The sequence below is a fragment of the Flavobacterium anhuiense genome (genome assembly GCF_900101855.1).
GTDB lineage: Bacteria > Bacteroidota > Bacteroidia > Flavobacteriales > Flavobacteriaceae > Flavobacterium > Flavobacterium anhuiense.
Map to the genome: position 1 here is coordinate 32,144 of NZ_FMVC01000011.1, position 14,543 is coordinate 46,686.

The 14,543-nt window shown below is 33.2% G+C and carries 14 protein-coding genes; 4 read left to right on the top strand and 10 right to left on the bottom strand.

Annotated features, from left to right (window positions below; genetic code table 11):
- Window positions 1–101: 101 nt before the first annotated feature.
- The gene (locus BLP44_RS22430) at window positions 102–506 is read right to left on the bottom strand and encodes an SRPBCC family protein (protein WP_091136545.1); all 405 of its coding nucleotides are present in this window, start codon (window positions 504–506) and stop codon (window positions 102–104) included.
- A gap of 50 nt (window positions 507–556) precedes the next feature.
- Window positions 557–967: a VOC family protein gene (locus BLP44_RS22435; RefSeq protein ID WP_066032759.1), complete on the bottom strand. Its 411-nt coding sequence runs from the start codon at window positions 965–967 to the stop codon at window positions 557–559.
- A gap of 140 nt (window positions 968–1,107) precedes the next feature.
- On the opposite strand from BLP44_RS22435, the gene BLP44_RS22440 reads away from it, so the two are divergent.
- Window positions 1,108–2,073 carry a GlxA family transcriptional regulator gene (locus BLP44_RS22440; protein WP_091136548.1) on the top strand — a complete coding sequence of 322 codons (966 nt, stop codon included), beginning with the start codon at window positions 1,108–1,110 and terminating at the stop codon, window positions 2,071–2,073.
- Between the two features lie 66 nt (window positions 2,074–2,139).
- Here BLP44_RS22440 and clpX read toward each other — a convergent pair whose 3' ends face one another.
- From clpX to BLP44_RS22465, 5 genes are all read right to left on the bottom strand, one after another.
- Entirely contained in the window at window positions 2,140–3,372 is a 1,233-nt protein-coding gene (gene clpX / locus BLP44_RS22445) for an ATP-dependent Clp protease ATP-binding subunit ClpX (RefSeq protein WP_008467306.1), read from the bottom strand.
- Between the two features lie 192 nt (window positions 3,373–3,564).
- The gene (gene clpP, locus BLP44_RS22450) at window positions 3,565–4,239 is read right to left on the bottom strand and encodes an ATP-dependent Clp endopeptidase proteolytic subunit ClpP (RefSeq protein ID WP_008467307.1); all 675 of its coding nucleotides are present in this window, start codon (window positions 4,237–4,239) and stop codon (window positions 3,565–3,567) included.
- A 330-nt stretch (window positions 4,240–4,569) separates the two neighbouring features.
- On the bottom strand, window positions 4,570–5,892 hold the full coding sequence (locus BLP44_RS22455) for a trigger factor (protein ID WP_091136553.1): 1,323 nt from the start codon (window positions 5,890–5,892) through the stop codon (window positions 4,570–4,572).
- Window positions 5,893–6,006: 114 nt separating this feature from the next.
- Window positions 6,007–6,351: a phage holin family protein gene (locus BLP44_RS22460; RefSeq protein ID WP_008467309.1), complete on the bottom strand. Its 345-nt coding sequence runs from the start codon at window positions 6,349–6,351 to the stop codon at window positions 6,007–6,009.
- 53 nt (window positions 6,352–6,404) lie between these two features.
- The gene (locus tag BLP44_RS22465; RefSeq protein ID WP_091136557.1) at window positions 6,405–7,169 is read right to left on the bottom strand and encodes an alpha/beta fold hydrolase; all 765 of its coding nucleotides are present in this window, start codon (window positions 7,167–7,169) and stop codon (window positions 6,405–6,407) included.
- Between the two features lie 209 nt (window positions 7,170–7,378).
- Here BLP44_RS22465 and BLP44_RS22470 point away from each other — a divergent pair, with 209 nt between their 5' ends.
- On the top strand, window positions 7,379–8,734 hold the full coding sequence (locus tag BLP44_RS22470) for a hypothetical protein (protein WP_091136561.1): 1,356 nt from the start codon (window positions 7,379–7,381) through the stop codon (window positions 8,732–8,734).
- Between the two features lie 37 nt (window positions 8,735–8,771).
- Here the strand turns inward: BLP44_RS22470 and BLP44_RS22475 are convergent, their stop codons facing one another.
- From BLP44_RS22475 to BLP44_RS22485, 3 genes are all read right to left on the bottom strand, one after another.
- The gene (locus tag BLP44_RS22475) at window positions 8,772–9,638 is read right to left on the bottom strand and encodes a DUF4249 domain-containing protein (protein WP_091136565.1); all 867 of its coding nucleotides are present in this window, start codon (window positions 9,636–9,638) and stop codon (window positions 8,772–8,774) included.
- Between the two features lie 4 nt (window positions 9,639–9,642).
- A complete protein-coding gene (locus tag BLP44_RS22480) occupies window positions 9,643–11,913 on the bottom strand; it encodes a TonB-dependent receptor plug domain-containing protein (RefSeq protein WP_244511838.1) in 2,271 nt (756 codons plus the stop codon).
- An 82-nt stretch (window positions 11,914–11,995) separates the two neighbouring features.
- Window positions 11,996–12,709 carry a pyridoxine 5'-phosphate synthase gene (locus BLP44_RS22485; protein WP_091136633.1) on the bottom strand — a complete coding sequence of 238 codons (714 nt, stop codon included), beginning with the start codon at window positions 12,707–12,709 and terminating at the stop codon, window positions 11,996–11,998.
- 115 nt (window positions 12,710–12,824) lie between these two features.
- Here BLP44_RS22485 and BLP44_RS22490 point away from each other — a divergent pair, with 115 nt between their 5' ends.
- Both BLP44_RS22490 and BLP44_RS22495 read left to right on the top strand, forming a co-directional pair.
- Window positions 12,825–13,484 (top strand): CBS domain-containing protein, encoded by a 660-nt coding sequence (locus BLP44_RS22490; RefSeq protein ID WP_008467315.1) that lies wholly within the window; start codon window positions 12,825–12,827, stop codon window positions 13,482–13,484.
- A 99-nt stretch (window positions 13,485–13,583) separates the two neighbouring features.
- Window positions 13,584–14,468, top strand: a complete 885-nt coding sequence (locus BLP44_RS22495; protein WP_008467317.1) for an NAD kinase — start codon at window positions 13,584–13,586, stop codon at window positions 14,466–14,468.
- Window positions 14,469–14,543 lie beyond the last annotated feature (75 nt).

The following is a 14,543-nucleotide window of genomic DNA, read 5'->3' on the forward strand; positions in this document are numbered from 1 at the left end:
GGGTTAGATATTTATTTCTTTTAAACCATATGAGTAATGTAAGCTAATTTAAGTTTGTAATCTTTGAACCTTTGTCACTTTGAGACTTTAGAGTCTAAAAACTAATTTTCTTCAATGTAACTTTTAAAATTATCCAAAATTGCCTGCCAACCAGCGCGTTGCATCTCTTCTGGATTTTGTGTTTCTGGATCGAAACTTTCAATTATTTCAACACCTTCTGCTGTTTCTGTAAAAGTAATTTCAACCTTTCTTCCGTCTCCCATAACATACGAAAGCGCTTGGTTTGGTTTTACTAAAGTAAATTCGCCTTCAAAGTCAAAACTCATACTTCCGTCTTTTGCAGCCATAGTCGATTTGAATCTTCCTCCTTCTCTCACATCGGCTTCTGCATAAGGCGTGTGCCAATCAGGAGAAGCAAAGCTCCATTTTGTAATATGTTCTGGAGTGTTCCAAAAATTCCAAACTTTGTCAAGAGATGCATTAACGGTCTTTTTAATTGTGATCATTTTTAAGTTTTTTAATAATTTATTTTCCGTTTGATTTTGTTCTTACTTAATTACATGTTTTCTGGAATCTGACTTTCATCCATAAAGAAAACTTCCCAATGATGTCCGTCTACATCTAGAAAAGTTCTTTGGTACATCCAGCCATAATCTTGAGATTGCTCGTAATCTGTTCCTCCAGCCTTAACTGCCTTCTCAATCATTTCATCTACCTGTTCTCGAGTTTCTACAGAAAGTGCCATAAGCGCTTCGCTGGTTGTTGTAGAATCACAAATTTCCTTCTTTGTAAATGTTTGATAAAACTCTTTTACCAAAAGCATTACAAAGATGCTTTCGCTTATAACGATACAAGCTCCTTTGTCATTAGTAAATTTCGGATTAGTTGGAAAGCCGAGTTCGTTAAAAAAAGATATTGCGCGATTTAAATCTTTTACAGCAAGATTTAAGAAGATTTTTGTTTTCATCTTTATAAAATTACGAATTAATTAAAACAAATTTAATTTTTTAAGATTACTTAAAAATGCCAATAAAAGTCATTTTTAGGGGCATTTGAGACAATTTGCTTATTTTTGTAAGATACTGAAATTCCAAAAGACCAAAAATCATGAGCAAGAAACTAGGATTAATCGTACCTCACGACTATAAATTACTGAGCATTGCTGCAATATTAGAAGTATTCGAAACCACAAATAAACTTACGTCTGGAGATGAAAAGCCATTTGATATTATGATTTTTCAATCGAAAGAACAAAACGATCAAGGAAATGTATTTGGATATAAAAGCAATGCCATTGAAACTTCGGATAGTATTCTAGACTTAATTTTAATTCCCGCTTTTACTACCGACAATATGAGCGAAATGATCAAGAAGAATAAAAGTTTTATTCCGTGGTTGCAAAAACAGCACAAGGCAGGAGCTGAATTAGCGAGTTTTTGTACTGGAGCTTTTTTGTTTGCTGCTTCTGGTTTACTAAATGAAAAATTGGCCACAACACATGTTGATGCTTGCAGCGCTTTTACAAAAGCTTTTCCGATGGTAAAACTAAAACCTGAAGAAACGCTAACTGCAGACGGAAGTTTATACACCAGCGGAGGATCAACTTCAACTTTTCACTTGCTGATTCTTTTGGTTCAGAAATTCTGTGGCAACGAAATGGCAGTCAAAATCGCCAAAATATTTTCTATCGATTTGAACAGATACAAACAAAGCTATTTCAGTACTTTTAGACCCAATCATTTACATAATGATTCTTTAGTAGCTATGCTACAGCAAAAAATTGAAAGTCAGTACCATTCCATCGAAAAACTGGAAGAAATCACGAAAGATATTCCGACAAGTGCTCGAAACATGACACGCCGTTTCAAACAAGTGACAGGAATTCCGCCAATTGAATATTTACAGAATATTAGAGTCGAAAGTTCGAAGAAATATTTAGAACAAACCCAACTTTCGATTTCAGAGATTATTGAAAAAACAGGTTACAACGACCCGAAAGCGTTTAGAAAGGTTTTTTATAAAATGGTCGGCATGAAACCTATTGAATATCGCGAAAAGTTTAGAGTGCAATAATAAAAAAACCTGCTCAAATAAATGAGCAGGTTCTATAATTGAACTTTGTCAAAGTTATTTTTTACTTTAAGAAGCAATTTCCATACGCTTCAATAAGTTTTTGCTTAGCGTATGTTCTGCATATTCTTTGTCGATTGTCAAACTTATATCATCTGATGTTGGCAGTTCGTACATGGCATCTGTCAAGATAGCTTCACATAATGAACGCAATCCACGAGCTCCTAGTTTATACTCTAAAGCTTTATCTACAATAAAATCTAAAGCCTCGTCTGTAATCGTAAATTCAACATCATCCATTAAGAATAATTTCTGATATTGTTTGATCAATGCATTTTTAGGTTGTGTTAAAATCGCACGAAGCGTTGCTTTATCCAAAGGATCCATGTGCGTTAAAACTGGCAAACGTCCAATAATCTCAGGAATCAAACCAAAGTCTTTGATATCTTTTGGTATGATGTATTGCAATAAATTATCTTTATCAATATTGTCAGTGTTTTTAGAAGTAGAGTAACCAACTGCCTGACGGTTTAAACGTTTTGAAATAATACGTTCTACTCCATCAAAAGCACCACCAGCAATAAATAAGATGTTTTGAGTATTTACCTCAACGAATTTTTGGTCTGGGTGTTTACGTCCACCCTTTGGCGGTACGTTTACGACTGTTCCTTCCAATAACTTCAATAATGCCTGTTGAACACCTTCTCCAGAAACGTCACGCGTTATTGAAGGGTTATCACTTTTACGAGCGATTTTATCGATCTCATCAATAAATACGATTCCTCTTTCTGCTTTTGCTACGTCATAATCTGCGGCTTGAAGCAAACGAGTCAAAATACTTTCAACGTCTTCCCCAACATAACCCGCTTCTGTCAATACTGTAGCATCAACAATTGCTAAAGGAACGTCTAACATTTTAGCAATAGTTTTTGCCACTAATGTTTTTCCCGTTCCTGTCTGACCAACCATAATGATGTTGCTTTTTTCAATCTCAACCTCATCGTCCAATTGCTGTTGCATTAAACGTTTGTAGTGATTGTAAACCGCAACCGACATTACTTTTTTAGTCTGATCTTGACCAATAACATATTGATCTAGGAAAGCTCTAATTTCTTTTGGTTTCTTCAAAATCAAGTCCCCAACTAGTTTCGCGCTTCCGCTAGATTTTAATTCTTCTAAAACAATTCCGTGTGCCTGCTCAATACACTTATCACAAATATGTGCATTGATACCAGCTATTAATAAATTAGTTTCTGGCTTCTTTCTTCCACAAAACGAACATTCTAATACTACTTTTGCCATTCTATTTAAGTTACTAAGCTGCAAAGATACTAAGTTTCTAAGCTTTTTGATTTAATTAAAACTTAAAAACTTAATTCTTTGCAGCTTAATATTTATTTTTTTATTTCAAGTTTCAGGTTCCAAGCTTCATGTTGGTTTGTGTTATACACCAAATTTGAACTTGAATCCTTAAACAATTTAAAGCTTAAAAAATTATCCTCTTCTTAATACTTCGTCGATCATTCCGTATTCTTTTGCTTCGTCTGCTTTCATCCAGTAATCACGTTCACTGTCTTTGTGAACTCTTTCGAAAGTCTGACCAGAATGATGAGAAATAATATTGTAAAGCTCATCTTTTAATTTTAACATCTCACGTAAATTGATTTCCATATCTGTTGCAACACCTTGCGCTCCTCCAGACGGCTGGTGAATCATAACTCTTGAGTGAGGCAATGCAGAACGTTTTCCTGCAGCTCCAGCACATAATAAAACTGCCCCCATAGAAGCTGCCATTCCTGTACAAATTGTCGCGACATCAGGCTTGATGTATTGCATAGTATCGTAAATTCCTAAACCTGCGTAAACACTTCCTCCTGGAGAGTTTAAATAAATTTGAATATCTTTTGAAGCGTCAGCGCTTTCTAAAAATAACAACTGAGCCTGAACGATATTAGCAATCTGATCGTCAATACCAGTTCCTAAAAAGATAATTCTATCCATCATTAATCTTGAGAAAACGTCTAATTGAGAAATATTCAGCTGACGCTCTTCTATAATATATGGAGTCATGTTGGTTGGAGTCATTGCCGCTACGATTTTATCGTAATACATTGCGTTTACCCCTTGGTGCTTTGTAGCAAATTTTTTGAATTCTTTACCGTAGTTCATATTTTTAGTTTAAAGTTGAAAAGTCTAAAGTCAGAAAATGACTAAAACGAATTAAACAAAGTTCATACCTTTTTATGAAGGATGCCAATTTGTCTTCTTTTTTTAAGATGCTAAGATTCTAAGGCGCTAAGGTTCTAAGTTTTTTTTTTGCTAAGGAACATTTACCAACTTGAAATCTGAAACAAAAAAAGAACGTCAACAGAATAAAAATTCCATTGACGTTCAAATATAATTATTTTTATCTTTCAGTTTCTGTAATAAAATCTTAATTTTTAAAAAGTATACTTCCTAACTTTCGACTTTAAAACTTTTGACTTTTCAGACTTAGATTTATTCACCATAAGAAGCTGCGATAAATTCTTCGTAAGTAACCTCTTTAGTAGTTGGGTTAGCTTTTTCTTTGAAGATTTCCAACATCTTAGATGCTACAACTTGCTCAGAAAGTCTTTTCACTTCGTCTTGGTTAGATAAAACTCTAGCTACGATTCCTTGAACTTCTTCGTCAGTTGGGTTTGTTTGACCAAATTGAGCCATTTGCTGTCTGATTGCGTTTGATGTAAACTCTTTCAAATCTTCAAATGTAATTTGGATATTGCTTTGAGCTAAAGCTTTTCCTTCAATTAATTGGAAACGTAAACCTTTTTCAGATCTTGCGTATTCTACCTCAGCTTCTTCTGGAGTTAATTTCTTCTCTCCAACAGTTTGCAACCATTTTTTCAAGAATTCAGCTGGTAAATCGAATTTTGTGTTTTCGATTAAGAAATCCTGAACATCTAATAATAATTTTTGTTCTGCTTGCTGCGCGAATTGTGCTTCAGCATCTTCTTTAATTTTAGCTTTTAAATCTTCTAAAGAAGCTACTTTTCCTTCTCCAAAAAGTTTGTCAAATAATTCTTGGTTCAATTCAGCTGGCTCAGAACCGTTGATAGCTTCGATTGCGAAGTTTACCTCAACATCTAAACCGTGAACTCCTTCGTGACCTACTTTTAAGTAGTCCATTAATTGGTGATCGTCATCAAATAAACCTTTTGTGCTTACTGTAACAACATCTCCAACTTTTTTACCTATGAATTGTTTTTGAGCTTTTTTGCTGAATGTATCAACAGAAATTGTAGTAGTATTGTTGATTCCGTTTGCTTCGCTTGAGAAAGCTCCAGTTAAGTCAGATTTTGCATCAGATACTTCTTGTGGAACTGCTTTTCCAAATTGTTTTTGGATACGCTCAACTTGTCCGTCGATTAATTTATCGTCAGCAGTAACAACGTATTTTACGATATTATTTTTAGCTTCCAAATCAATTTCGAAGTTTGGCACTAAACCAATTTCGTACTCGAAAGTTAATTCTTCTGCATCCCAGTTAAAATCTTCGTTTACTTTTGGAAGCGGAGTTCCTAAAAGATTTAATCTTTCAGATTGAATATAACGCTCTAAAGCCAAATCAACTACTTTTTTGATCTCTTCTTGCTTAATAGCTTTTCCGTATTGTTTTTCAACAAGATCTTTAGGAACTTGTCCTTTTCTAAATCCTTTTACTTGCGCTAAAGGCATTTTTTCGTTGATTCTTTTTGCTACTTGACCTTTATAATCCATATGAACAACGTTCATAACAATCGTCTCGTTTACAGCGTCTATTGCTACTCTTTTAATATCCATCTTCTTCTTTAATTTACGTAATAAAATTGGGTTGCAAAATTATAAAATTTTTGCAACCCAACCAAGTTTTTAATCTATTGTATTTGAAGCAGTTTTAATCTGCTCGATTTGTTTTTATTTATCGTCTCCCAATATTTTATAAGTAAGGGATTGGAGTATAGACAAAATAATACTGAATATTAATGCTGTCCAAAATGAATTTACTGCAAAACCGCCTACAATATTAGTGCACAGCAAAATAATTACCGCGTTGATCACCAGTAAAAACAAGCCTAATGTGACCAATGTAACTGGCAAAGTTAAAATCACTAAAATTGGTTTTATAAAAACATTCAGTAATCCTAAAACTACTGCAACAATTAGAGCTGTACCAAAACTAGCCACATGCACTCCAGTCAAAATATTAGACAACAACAAAACTAAAGCAGCAGTAACAAGGAGTCTAAGTAATAATTTCATGGTTCTTGAGGTTTAAAATTTATTTAAAAGTAATAAAATTTCATCAAAAAGGACTACTCTTTTAAAAACGTAGTGGTCAATTCGAAAAACAGCTGCGGATTTTCAGCATGAAGCCAATGCCCAGCATTTGGAATCGTTTCTAATTTTAAATTCGGAAAATGCTTTCGGATTCCGTCAATATCCTGATCTTGAATATAGCCCGAATTTCCTCCTCTAATAAATAATGTCGGATTATTAAAAACCAAATAATCTGCCAAAGGCTTCCCAATAGCATCTAAATTATTATTGAAAGCCTCTAAATTAAATCGGAAAGCCAATTGCCCAGGTTCTTTCCAATATAAATTCTTTAGCAAAAACTGGCGTGTTCCGAAATCTGTTACATATTGTGATAAAATTGCCTCCACATCATTTCGGCTTGGTTTTACCGAAAAATCAACAGCATTTAATCCTGCCAAAATATCTTGGTGATGCTGTTTGTAGAATCTCGGACCAATATCTGCCACAATCAATTTGTCTACAATTTCAGGATGAGTCGTTGCAAAAAGCATCGCTACTTTTCCTCCCATTGAATGGCCTAGGATATCGATTCGTGTTAGATTATTTGCCTGACAGTATTCATAAACATCCTGAACCATCGCCTCGTAACTCCATTCCTCCGAATGAAAACTGCGGCCGTGGTTTCTTAAATCTAAAATATGAACTTGAAATCCGGCTTCTACATATTGTCCCGCAAGAGTTTTCCAGTTATCAGACATTCCCAGAAAGCCATGCATGATGATAAATGGTTTTCCTTCGCCTTCTATTTTTGAGTATAACATTTGTATTTGTATTAATATCTTTTACAAAGGTAGAAAAGTTGAGCAAAAAAGATTCAAAAACACCACCACAACATATTGTAAGATATTTAACACAAAAATATTTTGCATTTTACGGTTTTACGTAAGGAAATTCGTTTTAAAGTATCTATCTTCGCGCCAAAATCAAGGCTTAAAAATTTTGATTTAATAACTAATTTAAACACCTAATCATGATTAAAAAATTCATTTTGTTATCATTAGTTGCTTCTCAACTTATGGTTTCATGTTCAAATGACGACAGCCCGACAACAGATCCAACTAAAGAACTAACTCTTGAAGAGCAAATTGCTAACTTAGTAAAACAGCCTTACTCGAAACTAACTCCAACTGAGCAAAAAGCAAAACTAGAGATTGAAGCTAATGACATGTTGGTCCAATTAGACAAATCTAAATCTTCTAGCGCTATTGAAGCAATAGAAAATTTAAGCCGTCTACTTGGTGTAAGCAGCATCGATATTTTTGATGGAAAAAATGACAATGAAGTTGAAGATATTTTAAATGTATCTGGTGTTTACGGCGTATATACTTGGGACAATGCTGGGAAAAAATGGGTTAAAACTGCTTCAACAACTGAATTAAAATTTGTTTTCCCTGCAAAAGAATCTCAAACAGCAAATAACGCAATTTTTTCTTCAAAAAGCACTTCTTCTGACATTAAAGTAAAATACAATGACAGCTATATTTATGGAGGAAACGGAACTGTAGAAGTAAATGATTATTTCTTCCTTCCTAATACTGCAGATGCTACTTTAACAATTGACAATAAAGAAGCTGCTGTATTTACTCAAACGGCTAAGTATGCTAACGGAAAAGAAGTTCCTACTGAATTCTCATACAAAATGAGCTTAAACGATGGTTATGTTTGGGAAATGAGCGGTACAAAAGCAAGTGCAAACACTTCAAAAGCTACACTTACTTACAATGGAAAGAATTTAATTTCATTTAATGCTGGAAGTTCTGCTGAAATTGACAAATTAATTGATAACGACGAACTTGTTCAATACAGAGGGAAAGCTAATGGTTTATTCCAATTAATGGACAATTTTGTAATTGTTGCTGATATGGATTTAGCTACCGAAGCTGCCGATAAAGAAGCGTTGTACAAAAACAATACCCGTCCAGCTTATTTAGACTATAAAGATCCTAAAAGTGACTACAAAGCTTATTACACTGCCTTGAACGCATATGAGAAAAAAATCTCTGAAGGAAATGCTGCTAATTTCAACAAAAACATGAAACTGATTTTAGTTTCTAAAAAAGACGGAACTAAAATTGCTGATATTGTCCAACATTCAGAAAAAGATGGCGAATACACTTTTAACTTGCCAATTTGGGATGCAGAGTTTAAGTATTGGGATAACTGGAATAGTACTGGAGAGTCTTTTACACGTCCATATCTTTACGAAGCTTATTACTTAAAATTCAATGACAACACTGAAGTTGAAATGAGCGCTTACTTCTCTAGCGGATTTGAAAAATTACAAACCAAATTTGATGACTTTATTGCCGCTTTTAACAAGCAATAATTTTTTAAATACAATTGAGAAAAGCCGATTTGAGTTTTCAAATCGGCTTTTCTTTCTTAGGAGGAGTCTTAACAATTAAAGTACTCTGCCCATATCCTGACCAAATTCCTATTCCTCCCTTGATATTTGATTTTAAACTAATATTGGCTGGATAGATTGGATTCTGACTATTGACAATTTCATTTTGCCAGCTGTTCCAAAAATCTAAGGATTCTTTTGTTTGAGTTCTTAGTTTTACGTGAATTAAATCTCCATCAGCAAAATAAGGTGTAAATTTAGTTTTAGGAAACAATATAACTCCTCGATTTATTTGCACTGAAACAGCTGGATTTTCGAAATTTTTATCATCTAAGTTTCCATAAAATGAGGGAACAAAAATAGGTTCCTCTCCTTCAATTTTAGTTGCAATCTGATAATAATTTTTCTGATCACTAGGATCATCGAATTTCACAAAGACATATCCCGTCGTATCAGCAGGATTTCTCTTTATATAATCTGCACTTTTTAAAGCAACACTCTTAGGAATAATTGTGACAGCTTCTATTGTCCTATTTAAATATTCAATTTTTAATGAATATTCTTTTCCCGCTTCTCCTTTTAATGATGAACCAAAATAAACAAACGGTGGCACCCTATTTTTATCATTTTTTACCCTCAAAACTTCAGACGTTACACCATCTGAAATTGTAATTTTTGCAGATCTTATGACATGATTTAAAACATTTGTCGAATCAATAACATCTGTCACAGGTATACTGGTAGACAACAAAACATTGGCAAAATCGCCTTCTTCAATCCAGCCTTCCACTACTATTTTAGATTCTAGACTTTTCTCCGTTTTAACATCATCATTAGAACAGCTTACGAAAATTAAAGCTAAAAGAAAGAACAGATACTTTTTCATATGCTTAAAATTTAAATCTCCAGCTAATAGAAGGCAGTATTCTATACAGCACTTTTTCTTTCTGGGTTACTACTACTTTATCTTTGTTTTCGTTTACTTCCACATCCAAAACGACATAAATTGGATTGGCAATATTAAAAGTGTTATAAATTGAAAAATTTAAAGCACTTTCTTTCTTTGGCGTTTTTATAAAATAATAATTGGCAGCAATATCTGTTCGAATATAATTTGGCATTTGCGCATTATTATAGCCTGAATATTCTTTAACCGGGTTATTATTGATAAAATACCACGAAGTCGGCATTGTAAATCTATTTCCAGAACTAAATAATTGTGTAATGCCAAAGTTCCATTTAGAATTCAAATCGTACATTCCGACAAGAGAAAGATTATGACGTCTGTCATATTTGGCAAAATACGTTTTGCCATTATTCAATTCATCAAAATTTCGATCTGACCAGCTTAAGGTATAACTCAGCCAACCACTAAATTTCCCATTGCCCTTTTTGAGCATCATTTCAAGTCCGTACGCTTTTCCTTTCCCTACATACATATCATTTTTGAACGTCGTGATTTCATTAAATTGGGTAATTCCATATGGATATTCCAATAAGTTTTTCATCGAACGATAAAAACCTCCTAAAGAAGAAGTCCAGTTTCTTGTTATATTTTGATTAGAACCAATAGCAAATTCATTTGAAGATTGTGGTTTTATTCCTTCAGAACTTGCAATCCAAAAGTCAGTAGGAATCCCAACACTCGATGTTGTTATTAGACTTAAATATTGATATTGCTTATTATAAGATGCATAAAATGAGTATCTTTTATTTGGCATATAATCCAACACTACACGGGGTTGAAAATGTAAATATGAATCTGCTCCTGATGCATAATAATTAATACGAAGTCCAAAATCTGCCGTAAGGTTTTCTAATATTCTAGGTTTTGCGGTAGTAAAAATTACCGCTTCATTGGCATTTATAATATCCTGCGAATTATTGTTTACAGTGGTAAAATTTTCCACATTTACCTTTTGTGGCTGTAAATTGTGGTAAGCATACTGGATTCCTGATTCAAAGGGTGTATTTTTAAAGAAGTATCGAACTGAATTCGTAAATCCAAAATCTTTTACGAATGAGGAAACGTTAAACTGAATTGTCGCCTGCTGCATACTTAAATCATTAGAATATTGACTAAAGTAAACTGTATTTGACATACTTACTTTAGGAGAAATCGTTGTAATAAGTGATGGAGACACGGTAAAATTACTCCATTTTAAACTAGTCCAGAGCGCAAGATTTTCATCTTTAACTTTCAATTCATCTCCGCTGGCAAAAGCATCAACAATAAATAAACTATTCTTAGAAATCTGAGACAAAAATGTGAAATTTCCATCCGAAAAACCGTATTTCATATCCTTAACATCATTGTTCTTTGACCCAGATTTCATAATTGGTCCAACCATTTCATCTATATATGTTTTTCTTCCCGAAATATAAAATCCTGTTTTATTAGAAAGAGGCGCCGCAATAGTTAATTGTGAAGCTAAAACTCCAATGTTTCCCTGAATACCAAATTCAGATGGCAATTTTTTATTGGAATTCAATAACGTTGTTGAGCTTAATCTTCCTCCATATTTTGCATTCGAGCTAGACTTATCAAATTCGACATCTTTAATATGATCTGCATTATAAAAAGGAAAAATCCCCAATAAATGAGACATTCCATAGATGGGAGTATTATTGTATAGTATAGCATTATGTCCCGGATCACCACCTCTTACATAAAAATAACCGTTTGCATCACCCGAATTCTGGACACCAGGTGTTAATTGCAAAACTTTCAAAATATCAGTTGTTCCTAAAATACTTGGTACAGCAGATAACTCTTTTACATTAAAGGAAAGCTTCCCTCCTGACAGATTTTTAATAACATTCTTTTTATCATTCGCTACTACTACTTCTTTTAAAATTGTAATATCTTTTTCTAAAACAATCGAAAGTAAAGTATCTTTTTTAAGATCAATTTCAAGGTCTTTTGAAAGATAACCTGATTGATCAATTTTTATTTTGATCTGCCCTAACGATATATTTGCAGAGAAGTTTCCGAAACCATCAGTTGAAGAAAAATTTTGAGAATCTTTTGAAATAAAGGAAATCTTTACTCCAATTAAATTTTCATTTTCAGAAGATTTTATATTGCCATAAATAACTGCTTTTGATTGGGCAAATACACTAGAAAAACAGAGCAAACAGAAGAAAGTAATTATTTTCAACACCAAATTTTAATAAGAAAAGTGCGAAAATAAACAATTATAACCCAATTACATTAGGTTATAATTGTTTTTATCTTGAATATTATTTCAATTTATTCAAATACATATTTACGGTGTTATCCAAACCTAGATAAAGTGCCTCAGAAATTAAAGCATGTCCAATAGAAACTTCCAATAAACCTGGAATATTTTGTTTGAAAAACTTGATATTATCTAAACTTAAATCGTGTCCAGCATTGATTCCTAAGCCCAATTCATTTGCCAATTCTGCCGCTTTAGTGTACGGTTCAATTCCTTTTTCGTTTCCTAAACTATATTGATGCGCAAAAGATTCTGTATACAATTCAATTCTATCTGTTCCTGTTTTCTTTGCACCTTCAATCATTTCTAAAATCGGATCAACAAAAATAGACGTTCTAATTCCGTTTCTTTGAAATTCCTGAATAACTTCAGTTAAATAATCTTGATTTTTAATGGTATCCCATCCTGCAGATGAAGTTATCGCTCCAATTGCATCTGGAACTAATGTCACTTGATCTGGTTTGCATTCTAAAACCAAATCAATAAAATTATGCTGCGGATTTCCTTCAATATTATATTCCGTTGTAACAATAGCTTTTAAATCGCGTGCATCCTGATAACGAATATGACGCTCGTCCGGACGGGGATGAATTGTAATTCCCTGCCCTCCAAAACGCTGAATATCTGTCGCTACTTTTAATAAATCGGGAACATTTCCGCCGCGAGCATTTCGAAGCGTTGCTATTTTATTGATATTTACACTTAATTTTGTCATATAAATAGATATTAATTCTAGTAACATTATATTTGTTACGACAAAAATACAAAGTAAAACAGAGCGGTTTTCGGTATTTTTTGATTATTTTGCATCAAATATCCTCAATTGATTTATGACAGAAATTACAAACTATATCACAAACGATTTCAGGGCAATTGACAGTCAGGAAACAATAGCGTCGATTCAGGACTTTTTTGTCGATGTAAATTTTTCTCATTTTCCGATTTTAGAAGATGGTGTTTTTATTGGAAGCATCTCTTCTGACGATGTTGAAACATTTGACATTGAAAAAAAAGCAATTGATTACAAATATACTTTAGAACGTTTTTTTGCCAGAAAATCGATGATTTGGCTAGACGTTCTAGAAGTTTTTGCCAAAAACCACACCAACCTTCTTCCAATTCTTGACGAGAATAATAATTACATTGGATATTACGAAATGGAAGACATCATGAAATTTTTTCAGGAAACTCCATTTTTAAAAGAGCCAGGCGCGATTATTATTGTTCAAAAAGGCCTTTTGGATTATTCTATGAGTGAGGTGACTCAAATTGTAGAAAGCAACAATGGTAAAATTTTAGGATGTTTTGTTTCGGAGGCTGATACAGAGAATGTTCAGATTACTGTAAAAATTGGTTTAGGGGCAATTAATGAAATCATCCAAACCTACAGAAGGTATGGTTACGAAATCATTTCAGAACATCAGGAAGACACCTATATTAACAGTTTAAAAGAACGATCAGATTACTTAGACAAGTATCTTAATATATAAGTTATGAATGTGCCAATGGGAAAATTAGATAATTAGATGATTTTAGCATTTTCTAATTCTCTAATTGAAACATTGACCAATTCTCTAATTTAACAACGAATGAAAATAGCCATTTACGGACAATATTATCAGAACAGTACCGAACCTATCATAAAAGACATTTTCAATTTCTTTAATACCAACAATATCGAGATGGTAATTGAAGAAAATTTTCTGAATATGCTTTATGAAAAACAGCTTGTAAAAAAAGAATACAAAACTTTTTCCCCAAGTACTGCTTTAGACAATAGTTTCGAAATGTTAATCAGTATTGGTGGTGATGGAACAATTTTAAGAGCCGCTGCTTTCGTTCGTAATTCTGGCGTTCCTTTATTAGGAATCAACGCTGGAAGATTAGGCTTTTTGGCTAAAGTTCAAAAAGAAAACATCGATATTTTGCTTCAATATGTTATTAGCCAAAACTATACAACTTCTGAAAGAACCTTATTAGGAATAACATGTGAACCGTATAACGAAGCTTTTAAGGAACTAAATTTCGCTATGAACGAAGTTACAGTGAGTAGAAAAGACACGACTTCGATGATTACAGTTGAAACTTACTTGAACAACGAATATTTAAATTCTTACTGGGCCGACGGACTAATCATTTCAACGCCAACCGGATCAACTGGTTATTCTCTAAGCTGTGGCGGGCCAATTTTAACACCAGATGTAAAGAGTTTAGTTATTACACCAATTGCCCCACATAATTTAACCGCTAGACCGCTTGTTATTCCTGACGATACCGAAATTACATTGCGTGTTACAGGAAGAGAAGACCAATATTTGGTTTCTTTAGACTCGAGGATTTCTTCTGTAAAAAACGAGTCTATTTTAAAAATAAAAAAAACAGATTACAAAATTAAAATGGTTGAAATACCAGGCGAAACTTTCTTGAAAACCTTAAGAAATAAATTGCTCTGGGGAGAAGATAAAAGAAATTAAACTCTTTTCTGATTCTTCACTATACGATAATACCACATTTTCTCGTTCTGCATGTAGTGAATCATCATTAAATGG